Source organism: Rhizobium sp. SRI_017 (assembly GCF_057586295.1).
This window is the reverse complement of sequence record NZ_JBYCZP010000002.1, coordinates 584,581-608,566: the sequence shown is the minus strand read 5'-3', so window position 1 is coordinate 608,566 and position 23,986 is coordinate 584,581. Positions and strand designations below refer to the sequence as shown.

General features: G+C 61.6%; 20 protein-coding genes. 5 read left to right on the top strand and 15 right to left on the bottom strand.

What is annotated here, in order from left to right:
* Nucleotides 1-646 precede the first annotated feature (646 nt).
* The 5 genes from iolG to AC2YI2_RS07705 all read right to left on the bottom strand — a co-directional run bounded on the left by iolG (nucleotide 647) and on the right by AC2YI2_RS07705 (nucleotide 5,528).
* Nucleotides 647-1,645 (bottom strand): inositol 2-dehydrogenase, encoded by a 999-nt coding sequence (gene iolG / locus AC2YI2_RS07725; protein ID WP_487385848.1) that lies wholly within the window; start codon nucleotides 1,643-1,645, stop codon nucleotides 647-649.
* 62 nt (nucleotides 1,646-1,707) lie between these two features.
* Complete coding sequence (locus tag AC2YI2_RS07720; RefSeq protein WP_487385847.1) at nucleotides 1,708-2,505, bottom strand: TIM barrel protein; 798 nt, start codon at nucleotides 2,503-2,505, stop codon at nucleotides 1,708-1,710.
* 21 nt (nucleotides 2,506-2,526) lie between these two features.
* Nucleotides 2,527-3,327 carry an ATP-binding cassette domain-containing protein gene (locus AC2YI2_RS07715; protein ID WP_487385846.1) on the bottom strand — a complete coding sequence of 267 codons (801 nt, stop codon included), beginning with the start codon at nucleotides 3,325-3,327 and terminating at the stop codon, nucleotides 2,527-2,529.
* Nucleotides 3,328-3,329: 2 nt separating this feature from the next.
* On the bottom strand, nucleotides 3,330-4,451 hold the full coding sequence (locus AC2YI2_RS07710) for an ABC transporter permease (RefSeq protein ID WP_487385845.1): 1,122 nt from the start codon (nucleotides 4,449-4,451) through the stop codon (nucleotides 3,330-3,332).
* A gap of 129 nt (nucleotides 4,452-4,580) precedes the next feature.
* On the bottom strand, nucleotides 4,581-5,528 hold the full coding sequence (locus tag AC2YI2_RS07705) for a sugar ABC transporter substrate-binding protein (protein WP_487385844.1): 948 nt from the start codon (nucleotides 5,526-5,528) through the stop codon (nucleotides 4,581-4,583).
* Nucleotides 5,529-5,739: 211 nt separating this feature from the next.
* Here AC2YI2_RS07705 and AC2YI2_RS07700 point away from each other — a divergent pair, with 211 nt between their 5' ends.
* Nucleotides 5,740-6,732, top strand: a complete 993-nt coding sequence (locus AC2YI2_RS07700) for a LacI family DNA-binding transcriptional regulator (protein WP_487385877.1) — start codon at nucleotides 5,740-5,742, stop codon at nucleotides 6,730-6,732.
* A 91-nt stretch (nucleotides 6,733-6,823) separates the two neighbouring features.
* Here AC2YI2_RS07700 and AC2YI2_RS07695 read toward each other — a convergent pair whose 3' ends face one another.
* A complete protein-coding gene (locus AC2YI2_RS07695) occupies nucleotides 6,824-8,023 on the bottom strand; it encodes an acetyl-CoA C-acyltransferase (protein WP_487385843.1) in 1,200 nt (399 codons plus the stop codon).
* Nucleotides 8,024-8,237: 214 nt separating this feature from the next.
* On the opposite strand from AC2YI2_RS07695, the gene AC2YI2_RS07690 reads away from it, so the two are divergent.
* Nucleotides 8,238-9,050: an oxidoreductase gene (locus AC2YI2_RS07690; protein ID WP_487385876.1), complete on the top strand. Its 813-nt coding sequence runs from the start codon at nucleotides 8,238-8,240 to the stop codon at nucleotides 9,048-9,050.
* Nucleotides 9,051-9,256: 206 nt separating this feature from the next.
* On the opposite strand, the gene AC2YI2_RS07685 is transcribed toward AC2YI2_RS07690, so the two are convergent.
* The 4 genes from AC2YI2_RS07685 to AC2YI2_RS07670 all read right to left on the bottom strand — a co-directional run bounded on the left by AC2YI2_RS07685 (nucleotide 9,257) and on the right by AC2YI2_RS07670 (nucleotide 14,493).
* Nucleotides 9,257-9,415 carry a hypothetical protein gene (locus AC2YI2_RS07685; protein ID WP_487385842.1) on the bottom strand — a complete coding sequence of 53 codons (159 nt, stop codon included), beginning with the start codon at nucleotides 9,413-9,415 and terminating at the stop codon, nucleotides 9,257-9,259.
* Nucleotides 9,416-9,491: 76 nt separating this feature from the next.
* Complete coding sequence (locus AC2YI2_RS07680; protein ID WP_487385841.1) at nucleotides 9,492-10,097, bottom strand: glutathione S-transferase family protein; 606 nt, start codon at nucleotides 10,095-10,097, stop codon at nucleotides 9,492-9,494.
* A 176-nt stretch (nucleotides 10,098-10,273) separates the two neighbouring features.
* Nucleotides 10,274-13,390 carry an efflux RND transporter permease subunit gene (locus AC2YI2_RS07675; protein WP_487385840.1) on the bottom strand — a complete coding sequence of 1,039 codons (3,117 nt, stop codon included), beginning with the start codon at nucleotides 13,388-13,390 and terminating at the stop codon, nucleotides 10,274-10,276.
* Nucleotides 13,390-14,493: an efflux RND transporter periplasmic adaptor subunit gene (locus AC2YI2_RS07670; protein WP_487385839.1), complete on the bottom strand. Its 1,104-nt coding sequence runs from the start codon at nucleotides 14,491-14,493 to the stop codon at nucleotides 13,390-13,392. The genes AC2YI2_RS07675 and AC2YI2_RS07670 overlap by 1 nt, the downstream gene beginning before the upstream one ends.
* 99 nt (nucleotides 14,494-14,592) lie before the next feature.
* Here AC2YI2_RS07670 and AC2YI2_RS07665 point away from each other — a divergent pair, with 99 nt between their 5' ends.
* The 3 genes from AC2YI2_RS07665 to ftsZ are packed head-to-tail and all read left to right on the top strand — an operon-like array spanning nucleotide 14,593 to nucleotide 17,508.
* Complete coding sequence (locus tag AC2YI2_RS07665; RefSeq protein ID WP_487385875.1) at nucleotides 14,593-15,174, top strand: TetR/AcrR family transcriptional regulator; 582 nt, start codon at nucleotides 14,593-14,595, stop codon at nucleotides 15,172-15,174.
* 36 nt (nucleotides 15,175-15,210) lie between these two features.
* The gene (gene fabF / locus AC2YI2_RS07660; RefSeq protein ID WP_487385838.1) at nucleotides 15,211-16,482 is read left to right on the top strand and encodes a beta-ketoacyl-ACP synthase II; all 1,272 of its coding nucleotides are present in this window, start codon (nucleotides 15,211-15,213) and stop codon (nucleotides 16,480-16,482) included.
* A 33-nt stretch (nucleotides 16,483-16,515) separates the two neighbouring features.
* Nucleotides 16,516-17,508, top strand: a complete 993-nt coding sequence (gene ftsZ, locus AC2YI2_RS07655; RefSeq protein ID WP_487385837.1) for a cell division protein FtsZ — start codon at nucleotides 16,516-16,518, stop codon at nucleotides 17,506-17,508.
* Between the two features lie 463 nt (nucleotides 17,509-17,971).
* On the opposite strand, the gene AC2YI2_RS07650 is transcribed toward ftsZ, so the two are convergent.
* The 5 genes from AC2YI2_RS07650 to AC2YI2_RS07630 all read right to left on the bottom strand — a co-directional run bounded on the left by AC2YI2_RS07650 (nucleotide 17,972) and on the right by AC2YI2_RS07630 (nucleotide 23,976).
* Entirely contained in the window at nucleotides 17,972-19,129 is a 1,158-nt protein-coding gene (locus AC2YI2_RS07650) for an iron-containing alcohol dehydrogenase (RefSeq protein ID WP_487385836.1), read from the bottom strand.
* A gap of 17 nt (nucleotides 19,130-19,146) precedes the next feature.
* Complete coding sequence (locus tag AC2YI2_RS07645) at nucleotides 19,147-21,060, bottom strand: SLC5/6 family protein (protein WP_487385835.1); 1,914 nt, start codon at nucleotides 21,058-21,060, stop codon at nucleotides 19,147-19,149.
* Entirely contained in the window at nucleotides 21,057-21,488 is a 432-nt protein-coding gene (locus AC2YI2_RS07640) for a hypothetical protein (protein WP_487385834.1), read from the bottom strand. The genes AC2YI2_RS07645 and AC2YI2_RS07640 overlap by 4 nt, the downstream gene beginning before the upstream one ends.
* Nucleotides 21,489-21,552: 64 nt before the next feature.
* On the bottom strand, nucleotides 21,553-23,226 hold the full coding sequence (locus AC2YI2_RS07635; protein ID WP_487385833.1) for a flotillin family protein: 1,674 nt from the start codon (nucleotides 23,224-23,226) through the stop codon (nucleotides 21,553-21,555).
* 48 nt (nucleotides 23,227-23,274) lie between these two features.
* On the bottom strand, nucleotides 23,275-23,976 hold the full coding sequence (locus tag AC2YI2_RS07630) for a bacteriorhodopsin (RefSeq protein WP_487385832.1): 702 nt from the start codon (nucleotides 23,974-23,976) through the stop codon (nucleotides 23,275-23,277).
* Nucleotides 23,977-23,986 lie beyond the last annotated feature (10 nt).

The following is a 23,986-nucleotide window of genomic DNA, read 5'->3' as shown; positions in this document are numbered from 1 at the left end:
TTCACGGCACGACGACCAGATCGATTCAATCGTTCAAGCGCTGGACTATGTTCCAGAAGAGCCTGGAGGCGTAATGCTTTTTCGGATGGGGCCGAAGGGATTTCAGTTTGTGAAGTAGCTTACCTACCCGGCCGACAAATGCGGTTTGGCACAACAATAGAACTTTGCCACGATATCAGATACCTATCAAATATCGGGCAAGACGATTTATGGAACTTACTTAATCCCGATCGGTGGCGGTTCCTGCGGTACCGTGCCTTGTTCCTCTCGCCTCGCACTCAATCCCAAGTCGAAGTATGTATCTGCGTCTACTTTGCTGGAGTTTGCCCATCCAGTGGCTCCAGGTTCGCTATTCTATGCCGTCGGACTAACTCGTTTCGAAAAATCCTCCGTGCGTCTTTCAAGTTGGATCTCCCGAGTATCTTAACAAATCTCGTGATCGTGCCTACGGAAACCCCGGCTTGAGCCGCTATTGCCACGGCGGATTCGAAAGCAAATAATTCCGGTCGGGCGAAGCATACCGCCGCAAGCTTCTGTGCCTGCGGCGGAAATCTAAACTCGCGTTTGAGGATGCGTTCTCGAATGTCGCGAAACTCACTGTCAGCCGGCGTAATATCGTTTGATATCGGCATGGCTTGCAAACCAACTACAGCAGGCCCGCAAGCTTCACGAATTCGCCGGATCTTGCGGAGCGTGTTGCGGCTTCCGCCAGTGCCAGTGCGTTGACGCCGTCGTCGAGTGTCACCGGCAGGGCTGCTCCGGCATTGACCGCCTGGACGAAAGCCGCCCATTCGGCCTGATAGGCGCGCATGTAGCGTTCGAGGAAGAAGAACTCGGGCTTCGCGCCGAGCACCCCTGACGCCGTGGCTTTCGAAACGGTGTTCTCCAGCACATTGCCGGCCGATAGCAGCCCTTCGGAACCGAGCAGTTCCACGCGCTGGTCATAGCCGTAGACGGCACGGCGACTGTTCTTGATCACCGCGACCCGCCCATCGGCAAAAGACAGCGTCACCACAGCCGTATCGACATCGCCGGCGGCGCCGATTTCGGGATCTATGATCGAGCTTCCGACGGCCGTGACTGTCTCCGGCAAGCCGCCCATAAGCCAGCAAGCCATGTCGAAGTCGTGGATCATCATGTCGCGGAAGAGGCCACCCGAAACCTTCACGTAGGAGACCGGCGGCGGCGCCGGATCGAAAGAGGTCACGGAGAGAAGCTCACTCTTGCCGATTTCGCCCCGGTCGGCGGCAGCCTTGAGGGCTGCGAAATTCGGATCGAAGCGGCGGTTGAAGCCGATCATGACAGGGCTGCCGGTGGCGGCCGCCACTTTCTGGCATGCGCGGGCTCGTTCCAAGCTGAGATCGACCGGCTTTTCGCAGAGGACGGCCTTCCCGGCCCTGGTTGCGGCTTCGATCAGGTCGGAATGGGTGTCGGTTGAGGTGGCAATCAGCACCGCATCGATCGAGGCATCATTGATGATGCGATCCGTAGCTTTCGCCTCAGCGCCATATTGCGCCGCGAGCGTCTCGGCCGCGTGCATATTCACATCAGACACGGCCACCAACTGGCTGCCAGGATGAGTGGAGATCGCCTTGGCATGCACATTGCCGATCCGGCCGGCACCTAAGAGGCCAATTTTGAGCATTTTTTCATTCCTTTCGATACGATGACTGTCGCAGCGCTGGCGGCGCTGTTGGCCTCTGAAACTTAGAGTGTGAAAGCTTGGCGGAAGCGGCTGAGTGCAAGCTCATCGTCGCCGGAAGGCCAGGCCTCCATGCCGATGGCACCGCGATAGCCCATCTCCGCGAGCGCGCGCGCCACGGCGGGGTAGTTGATCTCGCCCGTGCCCGGCTCCGTGCGTCCGGGAACGTCGGCCACCTGGATCTCGCCGATGTGGGGCAGCGCCTGCCGGCAGAGCTCGATCAAGTTCCCCTCGCCGATCTGGGCGTGATAGAGATCAAGGTTGAGCTTGAGCGAGGGCCGGTTGATTGAGGAAACGAGGGCAATCGTATCGGTCGCCTTGGCGAAGGGTGTCTTGGGGTGATCGACGGCCTCGTTGAGGTTCTCGAGCACGAAGGTCACGCTCTCCTTCTCGCCGAGATCGGCGATCCGGTTAAGCGTATCGCGCGCCTTTAGCCACATTGCGCCTGTCACCACCTCAGTCTTGACGACCGGCAGGCCCTGGCCATCCAGACCGGTGCCATGAAGGTTGAGCCTCGGGCAGTTCAATTCCTTTGCAATCGGAATGGAAAGCTTGGCCGTCCGGATCAATTCGTCCGCACCCGCATCGTCGGCGAGCGTACCGGTCACATAGCCGGTCATGGACGAGAATGTCGCGCCGGACTTTGCCAGCGCCGGAATATCGTGCTTGGTCCAGTCCCATATTTCGGCGACGAAGCCGAGCTTAGTAATCCGCTCGAGGCGTTCGAGGACCGGCAGCGATCGGAACACCATTTCCGCGCAAACGGCCAAGGTGAAGGGTCCCGTGGTTTCAGGGTTTGTCATCATTTCATTCCTGGTTCAAAGCTAGATCGTGCCGCCGAGTTCGCTGGACAGTGCCTGTAATTCCTTGCCGCCGGCCATCAGGTTTTGCAGTTCATCGATGTTGATCTCGCCCTTGGCGAACGTACCGAGCGTCTTGCCGCGATTGAGGATGGTGAAGCGGCTGCCGACGGCAAAGGCGTGGCGGACATTGTGGGTGATGAAGATCACGCCGAGCCCTTTCTGCTGTACCTGGTGAATGTATTTTAGCACCATCGATGTCTGCGCTACGCCGAGCGCCGAAGTCGGCTCGTCAAGGATCAGCACCTTCGCCCCGAAATAGACGGCGCGCGCGATTGCCACGCATTGCCGCTCGCCGCCCGACAGCGTGCCCACCGCCTGGTTCGGGTCGCGGATGTCGATGCCGATCTTCTTCATCTCTTCGCGTGTTACCGCGTTGCAGTGCTTGAAATCGACATAGCGGAAGGGCGGAATACCGCGGCGGGGCTCGCGCCCCATGAAGAAATTGCGCGTCACCGACATCAGCGGGATCATCGCCAGATCCTGGTAGACCGTGGCGATGCCGGCATCGAGCGCGTCACGCGGACTGCTGAACGCAACCGGCTTGCCGTTGACGAGAAAGTCGCCGCCGCTGGGGCGCACCACTCCGGACAGCGTCTTGATCAGTGTTGATTTTCCGGCGCCGTTGTCGCCCAGCAGGCAAAGAACCTCTCCCTGCGACACCGTCATCGATACGCCCGAAAGCGCGATAACCGACCCGTAATGCTTGACGATGTTCTTGACTTCGATGACCGGTGGCGTGGTCTCTGTCTTGCTATCGGTCATGATCAGCGTTCCCCTGTCACCTTGCGGCGGATGAAGTTGTTGAAGAGGACTGCCAGAAGCAGCATCGAGCCGAGGAAGACCTGGAACCAGTCGGAGTCGAACTGCGTATAGGTCAGTCCGATCGAGACCAGGCCGAAGATTATGGCGCCGAAGAACGCGCCGATCGCCGAGCCATAGCCGCCCGTCAGCAGGCTTCCGCCGATCACGGCCGCGATGATTGCCTCGAACTCCTTCTGGAAGCCACGGCGGGCATCCGTCGAGCCGGCATCGAGAACCGTGATGATGGCGACTAGTGCCGCGGCACATGCCGTGAGCGCAAACAGACCGGTCTTCACGCGATCGACCGGCACGCCGGAGTTTCTCGCCGCATTGGGATCGCCCCCAACGGCGAAGATCCAATTGCCCGCGCGCGTGCGCAGCAATATCCAGGTAGCGACCGCGGCAATCCCGACGAACCAGAGGACGGAAACCGGTACGCCGGTTACTTTTGGAACGCCGTTGTCAAATTTTTCGATGAGGTCATTCTCCGCCAGCCAGCCGAACAGGGACTGGAAGGCGACGCCGGAGAACATGCCCTTCAGGCCACCGTCGCTGACGACACTTTCGATGCCGCGCAATTGCGTCGATCCGCCCGTCGCCCATTTGAGGCCGACCAGCGTCAGGCCGCGCAGGATGAAGAGGAAGGCAAGCGTGACGATGAAGGACGGCAGACGGGTTCTGATCACAATCTGTCCGTTGATTGCACCCATGATGGCCGCAAGCAGCAAGGTCACGATGATGGCGATCCAAAGCGGCTGGCCGAAATTGATCAACAGCACGCCGAAGATCAGGCCTGCGAAGGCCACCATCGAGCCGATGGACAGATCGAATTCGCCGCCGATCATCAAGAGCGACGCGGCGATGGCGAGGATTCCCAGTTGAGACGCTGGCGCCATGATGGTCATCACGCCGGACAGTGAGAACATCGAGCGGTCGGCGGTGAAGAAGAAAAAGGCCACGACCAGAACAAGCCCGGCGACAGCGCCGAGTTCGGGTCGGCGCATCATATGGGTCAGAAAGCCCACCTGCTTTATGCGTTCGTCGGGCTTTGCCGCAACGACGGCATTCTGTTCGATCGGAGCCATAGTTCCTCCCCAAGGATACAATTTTCTCGCAGCGCTCAGGCGAGTTTTGATTTTGCCAAAGACCAGGCCGAATGCTCTCCCCGGAGCCGGGGAGAGACCATCGAAAATCGCGCCGTCGGCAGCTGTGGATCAGCGGATGCCCTGTGCTGACAGATCGACCACCTGCTCTGCCTTGTCCTTGGTGATCAGGTTCGGGCCGGAGGGCACATTGCCGCCGGGGATCAGACCATATTTGGCGTCGTTGGCCAGGAAGACCACCGACAGGTAGCCCTGCAGGAACTGTTGCTGATCGATGGCAAAGGCAGCGTCTCCGGCAGCGACCGCTTTCAGAAAGCCCGCAGAGAGATCGAAGGTTGCGACATGGATCTTGCCAAGCTGGCCGACATCTTTGACAGCGTCGAGCGCGGGTTCGCCCGCGGTGCTCGCTCCGAGCGCCATGATCGTATCAATCGCGGTATTCGAGCTGAGCGCCGCCTTGACCTTCGCACGAACGTCCGCCGGGTCGTTGGAGACAGGAAGCACCGTTACCGTGCCGCCGAAGCCATCGGCAAAGCCCTTGCACCGAAGATCGAGCGAGACATTGCCGACTTCCTGGTTGATGCAGATGCCGGTCTTGCCACCCATCTCCTTCAGCTTCTCTCCAGCCGCCTTGCCGGCGCTGTATTCATCCTGGCCGACATGCAAGAGAGCGCCGAGTTCCTTTGAGACGTCCGAACCCGAATTGATGGAGATGACAGGAATACCGGCTGCGACCGCCTTCTTGATCGACGGCCCGAGAGCAGAAGCATCCGGGATCGAAACGATCAGCCCATCCGGCTTCTGGTTCACAGCCGCGTCGATCAACTGGCTCATGGCCACCATGTCGAACGTCTCTGGCGCACGATAGTCGACCTGAATGCCGGTATCCTTGGCGCCGGCCGTCACACCGTTCTTGACCACGGACCAGAACGGATCATTGGCCTGGCCATGGGTGACCGCAATAATCTTGATGTCCTTTGCCGAAGCGATTTGTCCACCAATCGTAAGGCAGCCGAGTACGGCGACGCCCATGGCGAGCGTCTTGAATATCGATTTCATTTGATTCCTCCACAATGGGCGCGGCTTTGCGACGCCCCTCCTCGACCTGAGGCACACTCCCATGTGCCATCTCTTCCGTTTGCGACCGAAAATCTATTTGCTACCGGTAGCAAGCATGAATATTGATAATACGAAGCCGATAAATGTCAATCGTTCATTTCATTTTTTTCACAAATGGAATAGGCGTTCCGCCAGGACCAGGGAGGGAGCAATGGCAAAGAGGCCGACTTCACAAAATGTCGCCGACATGGCCGGGGTTTCCAAATGGACGGTGATCCGTGCGTTCACGCCGGGAGCTTCGATCACGGAGGAAAGCCGGGCCAAAGTGATGGCAGCTGCCGGACAGCTGAATTATCGGCCGAACCTTCTCGCGCGCAGCCTCGCAACCAACCTGACCCATCAGGTCGCAGTTCTGGTGGACGACTTCGAGAATCCAAGCAAGCTTGGCTATCTCGGGAAACTCACCCGCGCGCTGCAGGCCAATGGGCGGCTTGCCCTGCTGATCAACATAAATGATCAAGACGGCCATATCGACGCGCTGATAAACGCGGAGCAGCGCCAGGTGGACGCCGTCATTCTGTTTGGCACCGCCTTCCGCAACGACATGCTGATGGACAAGCGGCTTACGGGTGCGGCACCGACATTTGTTCTGGCAAGAGGCTCGCAGATCGAAGGCGTTCCGGCCATCAATTGCAACACCGACCAAGCAATGAGTGAGATTTGTGAGTACCTCTACGCGAAGGGTTACAGGAAGCCCGCCTTCCTTGCTGGCCCAAGGGTGCTGTCCACGGCTCTGGGTCGCCGGCGGAGTTTTCGTGAGCTATGGCAGGAGAAGAACATTGAACTCGTGTCCGGTGTGGTCGCAGAATCCTATAGCGAAGTGTCTGGTGCCGCCGCCGCACGCGCGTTCTTTTCCGCCCCCGAGGGCGTTCCCGACATTGACGTGTTGATGTGCGAGAATGACGCCCTCGCTTTCGGCGCGATCAGCTTTCTCCGCTACGAGCTCGGATTGAAGGTACCGGAAGATATCGCGATCGTGGGTTTCGACAACACAGCATTGGCGGCGTCTCCCGCCTTTGAGCTCACGACCTATGAACAGCCCATGGACGAAATGGTCATGGCGGCAGTCGACATGATCCTAGGGCGCCGGCCCGTGGAGACGGTGAGCTTTCCAGGCTCGTTGGTCGCTCGACGCTCGGCTTAGTCTGGTAGCGTACAAATCCCCGCATGCGTGCATGTCGCGCTTGGGAGCACTGCCGAGTTCGAACTCGTGCCGGTCATCGGCGGCAACGGGGTTATGGCTCCCCAACCCGTTCTATGGCGATTGCGGTAGCCTCGCCACCACCGATGCAAAGCGACGCGACGCCGCGCTTAAGGCCGCGGCTTGCCAGAGCGTGCAGCAGCGTGACGATCAGTCGTGCGCCCGTTGCGCCAATTGGGTGGCCAAGTGCGCATGCGCCGCCGTGAACGTTCAGACTGGCGCTCGGAATGCCGAGTTCCTTCGCCGCAGCCATCGCGACGACCGCGAACGCCTCGTTGATTTCGAAGAGATCGACATCGGCTACGCTCCAGCCAATCTTGTCCAGCAATTTGCGGATGGCAGAGATCGGGGCGGTGGTGTACCAACGCGGTTCCTGGCTATGTGTGGCGTGCCCACTGATCAGGGCAAGAATAGGAAGGTTCTCCCTTTCCGCGACGGAGCGGCGGGTCAGTACGAGCGCGGCTGCGCCATCGGCGTTGGCGGACGCGCTGGCGGCCGTGATCGTGCCGTCGGGCCGGAACGCGGGTCGGAGGCTCGGAATCTTCTCCGGCTGCACCTTGAGCGGATGTTCGTCCGTGTCGACAATCTTCTCGCCGGTTTTTAGCGTGACCGTCACAGGCGCGATTTCCCTGACGAACAGCTTGTTCTCGATCGCGGCGCGGGCGCGGGTCAGCGTCTCGATCGCATAGGCATCCTGATCTTCCCGTGTGAACTGGTACTTTTCCACGGCGAGTTCGCCGAAATCGCCCATCGCCCTGCCGGGCTCGTATGCGTCCTCCAGGCCATCCAGCATCATATGGTCAAAAATCTTGTCGTGGCCTGCCCGATATCCACCGCGGGCCTTGGCAAGCAGGTAGGGCGCGTTGGACATCGATTCCATGCCACCCGCAACGACGAAAGCAGCACTTCCGGCACGTATCAAGTCATAACCGATCATGGTGGCTTTCATGCCGGAGCCGCAAACCTTGTTGATCGTCGTGGCTCCGATCCCATCCGGTAGGCCCGCGCCACGGGCTGCCTGGCGGGCGGGCGCTTGTCCTTGGCCCGCCGGAAGCACACATCCCATCAGGACTTCATCAACACGATCGAACGGCAGTTGAGCGCGCTCCAATGCTGCCTTGATGGCCACCGCGCCAAGGGTGGCCGCTTGCACCGGGGCCAAGTCTCCGAGGAAGCGGCCAAGTGGCGTCCTGACGGCGGACACGATGACAATCGGGTCGTCGGATTGAGTCATGAGAGTTTCCTTTCCAGAGGCGGTTAGGCGCGGCCCGATCGGGTTTGCAGGTGGCTCAGGGCGGATTCAAAAGATTCGTCCGCCAGGGGCTTGCATTTTTATATTTAGTTTGACATCTAAAAGCAATATAGAAGTTGATCAACATCTATTTTGTCGAAGTGGCATGCACGAGCTTCGACCGCGGGCGGCACAAAATTCGAAAGAGAGGCTCACGATGGCTGGACAAAAAGTGATTGTAATTACAGGTGCATCTTCCGGCATCGGCGAGGCGACCGCCCGGCACCTGGCAAAGGCCGGGTATCTCGTTTACGGTGGCGCCCGCAAGGAGGGCACATCGTCGGTGCCCGGATTGAAACGCGGCGTCGTCGATGTCACCGATGATTCCTCCGTCGCGAGCTTCATCGACTGGGTGCTGTCGGAGGCTGGGCGCATCGACGTTCTGATCAACAATGCTGGTGCGTCCCTGATAGGGCCGTTGGAGAACACCTCTCCCGAAGAAGCGGCCGCCCTGTTCGACACCAACGTCCTTGGCCCGCTACGGTTGATCCGCAAGGTCTTGCCGGCAATGCGCGCCAAACGGAGCGGCCTCATCATCAATGTCAGTTCGGTACTCGGGTTCCTGCCGGCCCCATTCATGGGCGTCTATGCTGCCACCAAGCATGCGGTTGAGGGGATGTCGGAGAGCCTCGATCACGAGGTTCGCGATTATGGAGTGCGCGTTGTTCTGCTCGAGCCGACCTTCACGAACACGAAATTGGATGTGAATGCCGTCCATGCGGCCGCACCGCTCGGGGACTATGCGGCACAGTTCCAGGCAACCATCAACGCCGTGCAAAACCATATCAAGTCCGCACCACCGCCGCAGTTCGTGGCAGAGAAGATCTCCAAGGTCATCGACGGACCCTACAGGCTGCGCCAGCCTGTCGGCGGTGAAGCGGCCCTTCTCTCGCGGTTGCGCCGGTTCATGCCTGCCAAAGCCGTAGATGGCAGCTTGCGCAAAACCTTCGGCTTCGCCAAGCGCAAGTAGCCACAGCCTTTGGTACTCGGGCGGGCGCACAGGCCCTGCGGCCCTGCGCCAATGCTTCAGCGACGCCGCGGCCTAAGGTCGTAATGAGGGCTTCCAGCTGCTGTTTGGGCAATCTAAATAAGAGCGGAGGCCCTCTTTAGATTGCGCCAGAGTCCGCCCTCGCTGAATCCCGTCCTTCTCGGAGAATGCGACGCTCGTTACTCGTTTCAACCGAAAATGAAGGTGAGAGCTACTTGCTCGCAGACTGTCGCAAGCCACCATGCCGCAATTGATGCTCCATGCTCGAAGGCTTCTGCAAAAAGCCCAGCCACTACGCCGGCCGTTGACAGAATTAGAATGGTCGTCAGAAGGCCGTTGAGGTTCATTCCATCGTTCCTTGCCCTGGACCGCCTTCGGCACCGCTTCTTGTGCTTTGTCTCAGCGCCGCGGCTGCTATCGATATCAGTCGACATCGACAGCAGCGGCGGGCAATTGGTTCGACCGAAACCCGTTCGTCAGTGCCCGTTGGAATGCGTGACGTGCTTCACCGCGTTCGATGTAGCTCAAAAGGTTTGGGCTGCCCTCTAGAACATCATCGCCGCGTAGCGCGCGCAACACTGTCACCATCAACAGGTCACCAACACTGAATTGTCCCTCGAGCCAATCCTTGTCATCAAGCGCCGCAGAAAGTTCACGAAGTCGCTGATGCAGATGACCCACGTGGCCGGACGCAAAGCAGGGCTCGATGGTGTTCAATGCGGCAAACATCCACATGACTGCCCGCGACCTGGCATTCGGATCGAGCGGCAACAGACCGGGATGAGCCTGCGCAATGTGATGGACGATCGCACCAGACTCGAAAAGCACCAGGTCCCCTTCCTCATAAGTCGGCATTTGTCCAAAAGGGTGAAGCGCCCGGTATTCAGGACGACGCATTTCGGAGAAGGAAAGCAATCGCAGCCGATAAGGCTGACCAACTTCCTCGAGCGCCCACCGCACGCGCATATCGCGATGAAAACCTCGGCCACCGTCAGGAGGGTTCTTAAAAACTAATACGATCGGATACATTTCGATCCTCATTTTTCTTACAGTGTCGACAGTTGGCGCTGGGTCTCCGCATGAATGCGGGGAAGAACCGTCGTCGGTTTCCAGGTTCGAGCGTCCGCCGTTCCTTTGGACAGGACGGACTGGTGGTCTGGACACTCTCCGAGGCATCAGCGACCGCCCAGGAGAGTGTCGCCTCGCTATTCCGCTACCAGACGGATCATTGGTGCCGGCTCGGCAGCTTCATGGTCGTGCTGTCCCTCCTGCTCGTCCGTCGGCCTGATCCTGAACCAGGCCGCATAAAGTGCCGGAAGGAACAGGAGGATCATCAGCGTGCCGACAGCGGCACCGCCGATCAGCGTGTAGGCCATCGATCCCCAGAAGACGGAATGGGTCAGCGGGATGAAGGCGAGCACCGCTGCCAATGCCGTGAGGATGACCGGGCGTGTTCGCTGAACCGTCGCCTCGATCACGGCATGATAATCGTCGAGGCCTGCCGCCTGGTTTTCCTTGATCTGCTCGGTCAGGATCAGGGTATTCCGCATAAGGATGCCAGCCAGACCGATCAGGCCGAGGATCGCGTTGAAGCCGAAAGGCTGGTTGAAGAGAAGCAACGCCGGCACCGCGCCGGCGAGGCCGAGCGGGGCTGTCAGCATGACCATCGCCATGGTCGATAGGCTACGAACCTGGAGGATAATGACGATCAGTGTCGCAGCGATCATCAAAGGAAAGATCTTGAAGAGCGCGATGTTCGCCTTCAGCGACTCCTCGATGTTGCCGCCCATTTCGATGCGATAGCCGGCGGGAAGCGAGGCTATCAGCGGCTGCAGCGCCTGAAGGACTGCTTTGGAGACTTCCGGCGGCTGCGTGGCCTCGTTGATGTCCGAGCGGATCGTGATGACCGGAACCCGGTCGCGTCGCTTCATGATCGGCTCCTCGAAGCTGACTACCGAGTGGCCGATCTGGTCGAGCGGGATTGCCCTTCCGTCCCTGCTGATCAGGGAGAAGTCCGACAGCCTCGACGGATCAAGACGGTTTTCCCCGCCGCTGCGGGCGACCACCGGCACGTTGCGGATGTTCTCGCGCACTTCGGTGATGGGAACGCCGCTGAGCAGCAGTTGCAACTGTTGAGCCGCTTCGGCTGGAGAGAGACCGATGAGGTTCAGTCTCTCCTGGTCGGGCACGAAGCGGACAACGGGCGTACGGTTGCCCCAATCCCGGCTGGCCTGCCGGACGTCAGGCACGACTCTCATGATGGCAAGTGCCTCTTCGGAGATCTGATAGAGCGTCTTGGGATCCGGCCCCATGATCCTGAACTCGACGGGAAATGGCGTGTAAGGGCCGAATACCAGCTGGCTGACGCGCACGGATGCTTCCGGCGCGAGACCCTCGGATACCGCCGTCCGCAGACGGTGTTTCAGCGCCTCGCGCGCTTCGGCATCAGGGGTCAGGACGACGATCTTCGCGAATGCCGGGTCCGGCAATTCAGGTGCCATCGCGAAGAAGAAACGCGGAGCACCCTGGCCGATATAGCTGGTGACTATCTTCGATTCCGGCTGATCCTGCAGCCAACGCTCCAGCTTCGCGACCGTTGCCTTGGTCGTTTCGATGCTCGTACCTTCCGGCAAGCGAACTTCGATCAGGACTTCGGGCCGGTCGGAGGTCGGAAAGAATTGCTGCTTGACGCTTCCCATTCCCACGGCGGAGACACCCATGACCACGACGACGACAGCGCAGGTCAGGAGCTTGTGACGGACCGCGAACGCGATGAGAGAGCGAAGGCGCTGGTAATTGGGCGTGCCGTAAATGGCCGCATGGCCTCCGCTGACCGGCTTGATATCAGGCAGCATCTTGACGCCGAGATAGGGTGTGAAGACCACTGCGATGATCCACGAGACGATCAAGGCGAAGCCAACCACCCAGAAGATGTTTCCGGCATATTCACCGGCGGTTGATTTGGCGAACCCGACCGGCATGAATCCGACGATCGTGACGAGCGTGCCCGACAGCATCGGCGCGGCCGTGTGGCTCCAGGCATAGGCTGCCGCCTTGATGCGGTCCATGCCCTCTTCCATTTTGACCACCATCACCTCGATGGCGATAATCGCGTCGTCGACGAGGAGGCCGAGGGCGAGGATCAGCGCGCCCAGAGTGATACGGTCAGAAAAGCGGCCGGTTTCAAGCATGATCAGAAAGACAACGGCAAGCGTCAGCGGAACGGCAAGCGAAACGACGATACCGACGCGCCAGCCCAGAGCGATCAGGCTGACGAACAGCACCACGCCGAGCGCCATTGCGAACTTCATCATGAATTCGCCGACTGCCCCTTCGATGTTGACTGCCTGGTCACTGACCTTCGCCAGCGTCATGCCGAGGGGGAGAGACTGGCCAATGGTCGCAGATCTCTCCTCAAGCGCCTTGCCAAGCTCGAGGCCGTTCCATCCCGATTGCATCACGGCGCCCAGCATGATGGCCGGCTCGCCTTCGTGCCGAATGATGTAGGTCGCCGGATCCTGGTATCCGCGGCGGACTTCCGCGAAATCGGATAGTTTCAGCGTGCGGCCGCCCGCCACGATCGGCGTGTCGGCGATCGCCTGGATGTTGTCATAGGCGCCGTCGAAGCGAATGAAGACCTGCGGACCCTTGGTGTCGATGGAGCCCGCGGGTGTGACACTGTTCCGGTTCTGCAATGCCGAGGCGATGTCCTGAGCCGAGATGCCCAATGTCGCGAGCTTGGCGAACGAGAACTCCACGAAGATCTGTTCGGGCCGCTCCCCAAGAATGTTGATCTTCTTGACACCGGGTACGTGCAGGAGGTCCTGCCGGATTGTTTCGGCCTGACGGACGAGATCGCGCATTGGCATGCCCTTGGCCTTCAAGGCATAGAGGGCGAAGCTCACGTCCGAATATTCGTCGTTGACGAAAGGCCCGAAGACTCCCGGTGGAAGGCTCCTCGCCTCGTCGCCGAGTTTCTTGCGCGCCTGGTAGAATTCTTCCTCGACCGCGCTGGCTGGTGTACTGTCCTTGAGGGTGACCGTCAAAAACGCATAACCGGGGCGGGTCGTCGTCTCCACCCGATCGTACCAGGTTAGTTCCTGTATCCGTTTCTCAAGCGGTTCGGCGACCAGATCCTGCATCTCCCTGGCCGTTGCGCCCGGCCACACGGCCGTGCCGGTCATCGTCTTGATCGTAAAGGACGGATCTTCCGCCCTTCCGAGGCTGAGGAACGCGTAAACGCCCGCGGCGGCCAGGAGGACGATAAAGAACAAGGTGACCGCCCGCTCGCGCACAGCAAGTGCTGAGAGATTGAACGACATCAGTTGGCAGCCTCTGTATTCTCGCGATTGGTCCGGATGTTCTGGCCGTCAGTCAAGAGATGCGCGCCGAGCGCCACAACCGTCTCGCCAGGCTTTAACCCCGAAACGATCGCGTCTTCTTCACCAAGCTGTTCGACCTTGAGCTCCCGGAAGCGGACCTCCGAGGACTTTTCGTCGACGACCCAGATGCCCGTGCGCGTGCCGTCGTCGAGCAATGCGCCAACCGGGATCTTGGCATGCGCCTGGGTGTCTTTGTTGGGCATTTTTATCGTGACCGTCGCTCCCAGGGGTGCGTTCGCCGCCGCCCCTTGAAGCACCCAGCGGGTTTCATAGGTGCGCGTTCTCGGATCTGCGGCGGCAGACATTTGGCGAAGCACCGCTTTTTCTTCCACATCCCGGCCGTAGACGGTGGCTTGCGCAGTCGCACCAATCTCCGGGCGGAGGTTTTCCGGCATCCAGACAATCGCCTCACGCGCTCCCGCCTGTGCAAGCCTGACGACTGTCTGGCCGGCCGCAACGACCTGGCCCGGCTCACCGAGGGTCTCGACGATTATTCCGTCGGCGTCGGCCACGAGCACAGAGTAGATCGCCTCGTTCTCAGCGACCTTCGCCTCGGCCTCGGCCGCGGATAGCTGTGCCGTCGCAGTGTCCAATGCGGCTTTGGCCTTCTCGTACTGCTGCCTGGACGCAGCTTTGCTTTTCATCAGGCCGGCAAAGCGCTTTTCGTCGGCTTGAGCCTGCACGAAGATCGCATGTGCCGCCGCGACGTTGTTCCGCTTGGCGGTGAGTGCCAGCCGAAGATCAGTTTCATCGATCTTCATCAGTGGTTGCCCGGCCTTCACTTCCTGGCCGAGATTCACGAGCCGTTCGACGATCTTTCCCGGAACGCGGAAGCCGAGGTCGCTCTGGACACGCGCCGCCGTGGTGCCCGTGAAACTTCTGGACACCGAGTCGGGGGTCTTGGCCGCGACGATGCTGACGAGCGGCGTCCCCATTCTCGGATCGGCTGCGGCGGACACCTTTTCCTGAGGCCAAAAAGTGAAAACAGCGGTCGCTGTGGCCACGATCAGAACTGCGCAGGACAAGAGGAGTTTCTTCTTCATGTGCGTGGCCCTTTTTGACGGTCAGTATGTTTCAAGATAGATTGCACTCTAACTCTAAATCTGTTATAGATGTCAAGTCAAATCTAAAAGGAGACAATGATGCGCGTGAGCCGAGCACAGGCCGAAGCCAACAGGGAAAATGTTATCAACGTGGCAAGCCGCCTCTTTCGCGAGCGCGGATTCGACGGCATCGGCCTCAAGGATCTGATGAAAGGGGCCGGCCTTACTCAGGGCGGCTTCTACAAGCAGTTCGAGTCCAAGGACGATCTGGCCGCCCTCGCCGCCAGACGGGCGCTTGAAAGCGCAACACGCCGATGGTCGTCTGTCGCTGCCTCGAGCCCCGATCCTCTGCAGGCGGTGATTGATCTTTACCTGTCGGCCGGTCACCGCGGGGAGACGGGAGACGGATGCCCGCTCGTCGCTTTGGGCGCGGACGCCGCGCGCCAGAGCGAGGAAGTCAGGGCTCCGTTCAGGGACGGCATCAAGGCCCATCTCCAGGTACTGGAGGAATTGATGCCGCAGCCGGGAAAGGCCGACAATGACGAAAAGGCCATGGTCATGCTCTCACTCTTGGTCGGGGCGGTCACCCTGTCCCGAATTGCTGCGGGCACGGACATGTCCGACCGCCTGCTCGAAGCGGCGGCGAAAGAGGCGAAGCGCCGCGCGCGCTCCCCGGAGTGAAGCCTTCGTCCCAACTTATCGAAGTTTGGAGTCATCATGCGTCGTATCGTTGTTACAGGCATGGGAGCGGTCAGCCCGCTCGGTGCCAACGTCACAAGCTCCTGGACGCGCCTTCTGGCGGGAAAATCAGGAATTCGGCGGTTGCCTGAGGAGGTCGTGGGCGACCTTCCGGCCAAGGTAGGAGGCGTGGTCCCCGGCATTGCCGAGGATCCCGAAGCGGGGTTCGATCCTGATCGGGTACTCCCGCCCAAAGATCAGCGGAAGGTTGATCGTTTCATCCTTTTCGCACTCGCGGCGGCCGAGGAGGCGCTAGCTCAGGCACGCTGGAAACCCATTTCAGAAGACGACCGAATTCGGATGGCGACGATCATCGCATCCGGAATCGGAGGTTTCCCCGCCATAACGGAAGCGGTCCGGACGGTCGACGAAAAGGGGGCCCGGCGCCTCTCGCCTTTCACCATTCCGTCGTTCCTGGTCAATCTTGCGGCAGGGCATGTATCGATCCGATTTGGCCTCAAAGGGCCGCTTGGGGCGCCCGTCACCGCGTGTGCGGCGGGCGTTCAGGCAATAGGAGACGCTGCGCGGCTCATTCGTGCGAATGAAGCCGACATAGCCGTCTGCGGCGGAACCGAAGCCTGCATGAACATCGTGAGCCTCGGGGGTTTCGCTGCCGCGCGCTCCCTGTCGACAGGCTTCAACGACACGCCCGAACTGGCATCGCGCCCGTTCGACATGCACCGCGACGGCTTCGTCATGGGCGAAGGGGCTGGCGTGCTGGTGATCGAGTCGCTCAGCCATGCGCTTGCTCGTGGCGCCCAGCCATTGGCCGAACTGGTCGGCTACGGCACGACAGCGGATGCGCACCACATTACGTCGGGTCCCGAGGACGGCGCGGGTGCGGTAAGAGCAATCCAGATCGCCATCGCTCAGGCTGGCATTTCTCCTCACGAGATTCAGCATCTGAACGCCCATGCGACATCGACGCCGGTCGGCGACAAAGGAGAACTCGAGGCCATCAAGACGGTCTTCGGCAAGGGATCGCTGGTTGCCGTGAGCGGAACAAAGTCTGCGACCGGCCATCTTCTCGGCGCAGCCGGCGGATTGGAAGCGATCTTCACAGTGATGGCGCTCCGGGACCAGATTGCGCCGCCCACTTTGAACCTGAATACCCCGGATCCAGCAAGCGACGGGGTCGATATCGTCGCACGGGAAGCCCGACCTGTCCCGATGAAATACGCGATCACCAATGGCTTTGGCTTCGGCGGCGTGAATGCAAGCGCCCTCTTCAAGCGCTGGTCGGAAACCTAAACCCCGAAATCATGCGCGCGAACGGATAACGATATGGATCAACCACGTAGCATGACAGGCGCAAAGCCACGGATCGTCGTCGTCGGTGTCGGCGGAGGCGGCGGCAACGCGGTCGATAACATGATGGCGCAAAACCTGGCGGGCGTCGATTTCCTGGTCGCGAACACGGATGCCCAGGCGCTCGTGAAATCCCGGGCGCCTCGGATCGTCCAGCTCGGGGTCGACATCACCCAAGGACTCGGGGCTGGCTCACTGCCGCTGGTGGGACGGGCGGCCGCCGAGGAATCGATCGACGAGATCATGGACCATCTGGCCGGCTGCGACATGTGCTTTCTGGCGGCAGGCATGGGCGGCGGCACCGGTACGGGCGCGGCGCCCGTTATCGCGGCCGCCGCGCGCAAGGCCGGGATCCTGACGGTCGCCGTCGTCACCGAACCGTTCGTCTTCGAGGGATCCCACCGTTCGCGTCAGGCGAAAGAGGGAATCGCACTGCTTCTCGACGCCGCCGATACCGTCATCGTCGTTCCGAACCAGGGCCTGTTCAAGCTCTCCAGCCCACATACGACCCTTGCGGATGCCTTCGCGGCAGCGGATGCCGTGTTGCATTCGGGCGTCAGTTCGATCGTGGACCTGATCTTGAAGGAAGGACTCGTCAATCTCGATTTTGCTGATGTGAAAGCGGTGATGCGGGGCATGGGCGCGGCGGTCATGGGGACAGGAGAAGCCTCAGGCGCCGGCAGGGCCACCACCGCGGCAAATGCGGCCCTGGAAAACCCATTGTTCGGAGACGCGGTGCTCGGCCGGGCGCGGGGCGTCCTGGTCTCCATTTCCGCCTTTCAGGGCCTGACGCTGTTCGAAGTGGACGAGGCGGCCGGCCACATTCGCGAGGCGGTCGACGAGAACGCGGAGATCATCTTCGGTGCGACGATCGATAAGACACTCGAGGACAGGATACGGGTGTCGATCGTGGCGACCGGACTTGGGCTGGAGGATCCGATGTCCCTACCCGTCCAAAACGTCGCGTGACTCCGGGGCGAGAGTGCCACACGGCGGAGCCCAGCAACGCTATCCGATTACAACCAGAACCGTGAAAGACCGAATCATGATAGGCAGACGCATTCTCGAAAAGCTTAGGATTTGCGGAGAGGCCCTCGACGGCATAGACGACGTTCGCGGGCAGCAAATCATCAATCTCGAACGACGGCTGATCAATCTTGAACGTGAGATGGAGAGGGTCCGTGACCTGCTTCCTCTGGAATCTCCGATCGAGCGGGAACTGGCCTTGCACAACATGAATCGCGATTGTCGCCTGTCGTCTTAGATTCCATTCCAATTCTTAGGTCCGTGTCTCAGCTGCACGGCACTTTCTGTGAGCTCTTCGCAAGGCGCCGTCACGTGATTTCGGCTTTACGGTTGAGTGGTAGATCGGGCAGGATACGATGCCCGCATTACGGATCAAAGGGTGTAATGTCCTCCGCATGCCGGCCGTCTAGTAGGCCGACTCATAGATCGAGAGCGCATCGGCCTCTGCAATCGGCCGCGGATTGTTTACCAGCAGGCGCGTCTGGTTCATTGCATCGTGCGCGAGCTTCGGCAACCAGTCGCGGGTGACCTTCAAGTCGCGCAGCCGCTGCGGCAGACCGCAGTCATTCGAAAGCGACTGCAGGCGATCGCAGAAGGCGGCGACCCGTTCCTGGCCGACGAGACCGGCGAGATCGGGAAACACATGCGGGGCGAGATCGACATAGGCCTGGTGCGCCGTCAAGGCGTTGAAGCGGAGGACGTGCGGCAGCACGAGCGCGTTCGAAAGCCCGTGCGGAATATGGAAATGACCGCCGAGCGGGTAGGCAAGTGCATGGACGGCGGCGACGGGAGAATTGGCGAAGGCCTGGCCTGCCAGCATCGAGCCGAGCAGCATGTCGGCGCGGGCCGCAGCATCGCTTCCATCGCGTACGGCGCAAAGGAGCGCCGGCGCCATAAGTTCGAGCGCACGGATGGCGAGCATGCGCGACAGGGGGTTGTTGTTGGTGCTGGCCGAGGCATAGGCCTCGATCGCATGCACCATGGCGTCGATGCCGGTCGCCGCCGTTACATGCGGTGGCAGGCCATAGGTGAGCTCGGGATCGAGGAGTGCCATGTCGGGCAGGATGACGGGCGAGACGACGCCCATCTTCTCCGAGGCGCCGGTCGTTACGATCGAGATCGGCGTCACTTCCGAGCCCGTGCCCGACGTCGTTGGCACGAGTACGAGCGGCAGGCGCGGCCCCCTCGCTTTGCCGACGCCATAGACATCCGCGAGCGCCTCGCGGCCCGGCACGAGCAGCGCCACCAGCTTGGCAACATCGAGCGACGACCCGCCGCCGAGGCCGACCACCCCCTGGATGTCCTTCGTCCGACCGAGTTCGGTCGCCTTGTGGATCACCGCCTCCGGCGGATCGGCCTCTACTTCCGAGAAGAGCGTCGCGTCCACGTGGGCCTCGACCAGAATGGCCCGCGCCCGGTCGACGATGCCCGTCGCCATCATACCGGGATCCGTCACGAGAAGGACGCGGGTCCCCATCGTCTCGCGCACGAGGTCGCCGAGCCGGCCGAGTGCGCCAGCGCCGAACTGGATGCTTTTCGTGGTGTTGAAGGTGAAGGGCGACATGAGAATCCTCCGAATAGTCATCGTCCGAATGTGAGGGCGACGAGTACGATCAGCGAGAAACCGACTGCGATGGTAACGAGGAACGCGACAAGTCGGGTCCGTTCGGCGGCGGATTGATCCAGTCTCAGCTTCGACGGCCGCTGGTAGAAGGGGATGCGAACGGTGAGCGGGCTCGCCATCTCCATCTTATAGGCGAGGAACCAGACCAGCCCGAGTCCCGCGACCCAGAAGGCCAGACCCCAGGCCCAGAGCGAGGGCATGCCAAGCGGCCAGTCGCTATCGGCGCTGATGAAGGCATGGTTACCGAAAATCAGCCCGGGACCGACTGCGAGGAAAAGCCAGGCGAGGGCCACCGACCATGCGGTGGACCGGAGCGAGCGCACGCGCGGCGACGGCCTGAGCAGGATTGCGAGGACCCGCTGTGCCTCGTGTGCCTCTTCCCCGAAGCCGCGGCGCTGGGTGAAAGCCGATACCAGGAGCGTAACCGCGAGATTGGCGGCAATGCCCCAGCCGGCGGAGTGGATCGTCCAGGGCGCCCGGCCCCAAGGCAGATCGAGACCCAGGAACGAGAGGACGGCGATTCCGAGGGGCTCGGTCAAAAGCACACCGGCTATGCCGAAGCCGACGCCCGTGATGACCGCCGATCTGGTGAACCAGCGCAGCCAAGTCATTCCGAGGAGCGGCGTCCAGAGCTGGAGCGCCAACGGCATGGCGAGCGAGCCGAGCATCGAGAGCGTGACTGGGGTCAGTTGCTGCATCAGTGCGGAGACGAGCGCGAGTACGGCGACCACCACCCGAGTGATGGTGACGGTGCTATGGCTCGAAAGCGCGCTGTGGAACCAGGGCTTGTAAACGTGGCGCACCAGCGCCTCGCCCGCGACGAGGAGGGCGAGGCCCGCCATCAGCTGCACGCCGGCAAGCAGGCCGATGAACAGCCAGGCACCGAACCACGGCGAGAGCGAGGAGAGGAGGCTGCCGACGCCCTTTGCGGGATCCACGAGGCCGGCGGCACCGAGACAGGCCATGCAGAGCGCGATCAGCGCACCACCGGCGCCTGCCATGACCCAGGTCTGGCCGGCCGCGAAGCCGCGCGGCTCGCGGGTCGATAGCACCACTTTGAGCGCCATCGGACTCGCCTGCAGTCCCATCAGCGCCAGCGCCAGTGAGAAGCTTGCGAGCGCCGTGCCTTCATGGCCCGCTGCCGCCTCGCGCCCGGCACCCGCCGTGAACTGCACCACGCCCGCGACGATGAACTTGCCGGCGGCGGCGGGATCGGCGGCCATTTTCGCGAGGCCGGCATTGAGCGCGGCAAAACCGCCGGATTCGATCACGGCGAAGCCCGCAAAGCCGGTCACGGCCGCGAAGGCGAGCACCGCCTGCATCGCACCGAGATAGCCCACGGCCCGCATGCCGCCGATGATCACATAGCCGACCAGCATGAGGCCGAGAAGAGTAGCGGCGACCGGGGCGCCCACGGCGCCGTCGCTCATCGAGACCACAAGGCCGGTCATCGCCGAGAGCTGCATGCCGCCGAAGGCAACCGCAAAGACCGCCGCGACGACCGCCACGACCGCGACCAGGAACTCCGACTCCCAATAAGAGCGGACGAGCTCGGTCATCGAGGACAGGCGGAAATGCTGGCCTAGCAGCCAGATGCGCTTGAAGAAGAAGACGCCGGGCAGCGCGAAGGCCACGCCAGCCTGCAGCAGGACTGGAAAGCCGAAGCCCTCGCGGCTGATCCATGCCGAACCGACCAGGACCACCCAACCGGACACGCTCATGCCTGCCAGTACAAGGGACGAGATCCAGGGCGACAGTGAATGGCCAGCGGAAAAGAAGGTTCGGTAGTCACCGTTCAAACCCGCAGCAACGCGTGCCCAATAGAGCGTTGCGGCGGCATAGAAGAGACCGTAGAGCGGCAGCCAGGTCACGACGTGCCCTCCCCATCGGCCATCGGCTTGAAGTGAAAGCGTGAGAAGGCGCCCCTCAGACCATGGCGGGTGAAGAGATAGGCTAGAAAGCCGGCAGCAAGCGTCCCGAACAAGGTCAGGCCGGAATAATAGTCCGTCATCGTCATCGTGCCGCCGATCGCGGCAACCACGAAAATCAGGCCGAGAAGCCCGTAGGCGCCGATGCCGAGCACCGTCTCGCCCGGCGTGAAGCCAGTGTCGAAAACGCCGTTGACGACGATATGCGCGACGAAGGCCAGCACGATCACGGCGACGCCTGCGGCCGAGAGGGCCCAGAGGTCGCGCTCTAGGCCTTCGAGGAAGACCCCGAGCCCGAGAAAACCGAGGACGGCCCACGTGGCGAAGACCAGGATGGAGCGTTCGACATTGGGGGGGCTGGCGGGTGTCATCGGACCGGAATTCCAGGGTTACACGGCGGGGAGCGATGCCGGGGCGCATGGCCCCGGCAAGGCGTCAGTTGGCCCGTGGCTTGCCGCCGGAACGCGGCTCGGGCGGTGAAGGCTCGGTGTAGACGATCTTCGAGAGGTCGCTCAGCGTGTGACTACGGTGGATCGTGTCGCCGGAGAGACCGATTTCACCCAGCAGCGTGTCGACGAAAGGCGCCTGCGTGCGATAACGCAACGCCGAGCTCACGACCTGTTCGGCGAGATTGCCCTCGCGCGGCGGAGCACCGTCCGCACCCGCCGACAGCGATGCGCCGCCGACCGCGCCCGAAAGGCCCGGCAGGCCCTCGACATGCATGATCTTGATGCCTTCGATCCTCTCCATCGGCTTGACGCTTTCGCGTATGATCGACGGTAGGTTCTCGACGAGCGCCTTGTGGAGCGCGGACTTGCGGCTCGCATCCGAGCGCAGGTTCTCCGCCGTGTTGAGCTTCTCCTTGCCATCGGCCTCGACGCGCAGCCGCTCCTCGAGTGCTGCGACGGCGATGCGATCGGCATCGGCGCGATCCTGGGCCGCGGCCTTTTCCGCCACCGCCATGATCCGAACCTTGGCGGCGTCCGCCTCGGCGACGCGCTCGGCCTCGATCAGTTCGATCTTCTTCTGGCGCATGGCGATTTCGGTGTCGCGGATGGTCTGCACCTTCTCCTGCGCCTCGACCATGGTTGCCCGCGCGACCTCGGCCTTGGCCTGAGCCTCGGAGCGCTCCTTTGACTTGATCGAGATTGCGATCTCGCGCGCCTGCTCCTCGATCTGGACCGTCTCGCGACGCTTGATCTCGAGCATTTCGACTTCGCGTTCCATGTCGATGCGGGCCCGCTCGACGGCCTCGCGTTCCTTGATCTTCGAGGACTCGATCTCGCGCTCGCGAATCGCGTTCTGGGCAGCGATCTCCGACTTGCGTGTCGCCCGCTCGATCGACACCTGGGCGTCGTGCGACAGCCGGGCATATTCGCTGTCACGCTCGATCTCGAGACTGCGCTTTTCGGCTTCCAGGTTTTTGGCGCGTATGGCGACCGCAGTATCCTTCTCGATGTCGTTGCGCTTCTTCTTGCGGCTCTCGATCTGCTCGGTCAGGCGGGTCAGACCTTCGGCGTCGAAGGTGTTCGACGGGTCGAAGAGCTTGATGTCGGTCTGGTCGAGCGAGGTGAGCGACACGGATTCGAGTTCGAGACCGTCGAGCGCGAGGCTCTCGGCGACTTCCTGCTTCACTTCCTTGACGAAGGCCTGGCGCGTCTCATGGATCTGCTCGAGCGTCATCTTGGCGGCAGCACCACCCATCGCATCGACGAACCGGCCCTGGATGAGATCCTTGAGCTGCTCGGCATTCATGGTGCGATTGCCGAGGCTGCGCGCGGCAGTCGCCACCGCTTCCACGTTGGGGGCAACGCGGACATAGAATTCCACGGTCAGCTCCACCCGCATCCGGTCCTTGGTGATCAACGACTTTTCCCTCGCCCTGGTCACCTCAAGGCGGAGCGTGTTCATGTTGACCTCGGTGAGGTCGTGCAGGATCGGCAGCACCAGCGCACCGCCGCCCATGACCACCTTCTCGCCGCCGAAGCCTGTGCGCACGAAACTCACGTCCTTGGTCGAACGGCGATAGAGCCAGTGCAGAAGGTAGGCGGCGACGGCGATGACGATCGCAGCCAGAATGATAATGGCAATTACGTCTGCGCCCTTCATGGACATATTCCTTTTGAATGAGCAGGGATTTCAGTTGGTTTGCGGAGATCAGGCATGCCCGACCTCCTCGGAAACGGCGACACCCACTGAAAGCACGGCAACGCCGAACGCCATGCGGTTGAGAATGTCGGCGAGGTTGTAGGCGACGGACAGGCTGCCATCGTCCACCATCCCGGCAAAGGCGGTTAGGAAGTTGCCGAGCGGATAGATCGCCCAGCCGACGGTGACGATGAGGCGCAGCCAGAAATAGCCGCGGCGGAGCGCTTCGCCGGTCGAAGAGCGCACGGCATCGTCCATGCGCCCGAAATAGAGTTCACCGAGAATATAGAGCCAGAAAACCAGCCCGATCAGGAAAGCGAGCGTGGAGTGCATGTACTGCGCCTCGCCGAGATAGCGCACGAACACCATCAGCACCGAAACGACAACCAGCCGCCAGAACAGGCCCGGACCGAGCTTGCCGGCGGTCCTGGCGAGGAAATAGACCGCGAGCACCTGGAGCGGTATGGAAACGGACCAGCCAACATAGTGATAGACGACGGGCACGCCGCCGCCGGCGAGCCACGCCTCGCGCGCCTCCCATGCCGCGCCGACGCCGACCAGAGCCGCGATAGCGCAGAGCGTCACCGGCAGTCGCCAGATCCGGCCCACCCATGCGGTGCCGATGAGCAGCAGGACCGTGGTCGCGGCCAGGCCGAACAAGGCGACCGAATAGCTCGCCGCTGCCAGGTCGGTTGTCTGATAGACCGCCATTTATCGTCTC

Excerpts from the sequence above, each read along its gene's own strand:
- iolG (WP_487385848.1), bottom strand. The coding sequence starts at position 1,645 with ATGCTCAAAATTGGCCTCTTAGGTGCCGGCCGGATCGGCAATGTGCAT.
- AC2YI2_RS07720 (WP_487385847.1), bottom strand. The coding sequence starts at position 2,505 with ATGACAAACCCTGAAACCACGGGACCCTTCACCTTGGCCGTTTGCGCG.
- AC2YI2_RS07715 (WP_487385846.1), bottom strand. The coding sequence starts at position 3,327 with ATGACCGATAGCAAGACAGAGACCACGCCACCGGTCATCGAAGTCAAG.
- AC2YI2_RS07710 (WP_487385845.1), bottom strand. The coding sequence starts at position 4,451 with ATGGCTCCGATCGAACAGAATGCCGTCGTTGCGGCAAAGCCCGACGAA.
- AC2YI2_RS07705 (WP_487385844.1), bottom strand. The coding sequence starts at position 5,528 with ATGAAATCGATATTCAAGACGCTCGCCATGGGCGTCGCCGTACTCGGC.
- AC2YI2_RS07700 (WP_487385877.1), top strand. The coding sequence starts at position 5,740 with ATGGCAAAGAGGCCGACTTCACAAAATGTCGCCGACATGGCCGGGGTT.
- AC2YI2_RS07695 (WP_487385843.1), bottom strand. The coding sequence starts at position 8,023 with ATGACTCAATCCGACGACCCGATTGTCATCGTGTCCGCCGTCAGGACG.
- AC2YI2_RS07690 (WP_487385876.1), top strand. The coding sequence starts at position 8,238 with ATGGCTGGACAAAAAGTGATTGTAATTACAGGTGCATCTTCCGGCATC.
- AC2YI2_RS07685 (WP_487385842.1), bottom strand. The coding sequence starts at position 9,415 with ATGAACCTCAACGGCCTTCTGACGACCATTCTAATTCTGTCAACGGCC.
- AC2YI2_RS07680 (WP_487385841.1), bottom strand. The coding sequence starts at position 10,097 with ATGTATCCGATCGTATTAGTTTTTAAGAACCCTCCTGACGGTGGCCGA.
- AC2YI2_RS07675 (WP_487385840.1), bottom strand. The coding sequence starts at position 13,390 with ATGTCGTTCAATCTCTCAGCACTTGCTGTGCGCGAGCGGGCGGTCACC.
- AC2YI2_RS07670 (WP_487385839.1), bottom strand. The coding sequence starts at position 14,493 with ATGAAGAAGAAACTCCTCTTGTCCTGCGCAGTTCTGATCGTGGCCACA.
- AC2YI2_RS07665 (WP_487385875.1), top strand. The coding sequence starts at position 14,593 with ATGCGCGTGAGCCGAGCACAGGCCGAAGCCAACAGGGAAAATGTTATC.
- fabF (WP_487385838.1), top strand. The coding sequence starts at position 15,211 with ATGCGTCGTATCGTTGTTACAGGCATGGGAGCGGTCAGCCCGCTCGGT.
- ftsZ (WP_487385837.1), top strand. The coding sequence starts at position 16,516 with ATGGATCAACCACGTAGCATGACAGGCGCAAAGCCACGGATCGTCGTC.
- AC2YI2_RS07650 (WP_487385836.1), bottom strand. The coding sequence starts at position 19,129 with ATGTCGCCCTTCACCTTCAACACCACGAAAAGCATCCAGTTCGGCGCT.
- AC2YI2_RS07640 (WP_487385834.1), bottom strand. The coding sequence starts at position 21,488 with ATGACACCCGCCAGCCCCCCCAATGTCGAACGCTCCATCCTGGTCTTC.
- AC2YI2_RS07635 (WP_487385833.1), bottom strand. The coding sequence starts at position 23,226 with ATGAAGGGCGCAGACGTAATTGCCATTATCATTCTGGCTGCGATCGTC.
- AC2YI2_RS07630 (WP_487385832.1), bottom strand. The coding sequence starts at position 23,976 with ATGGCGGTCTATCAGACAACCGACCTGGCAGCGGCGAGCTATTCGGTC.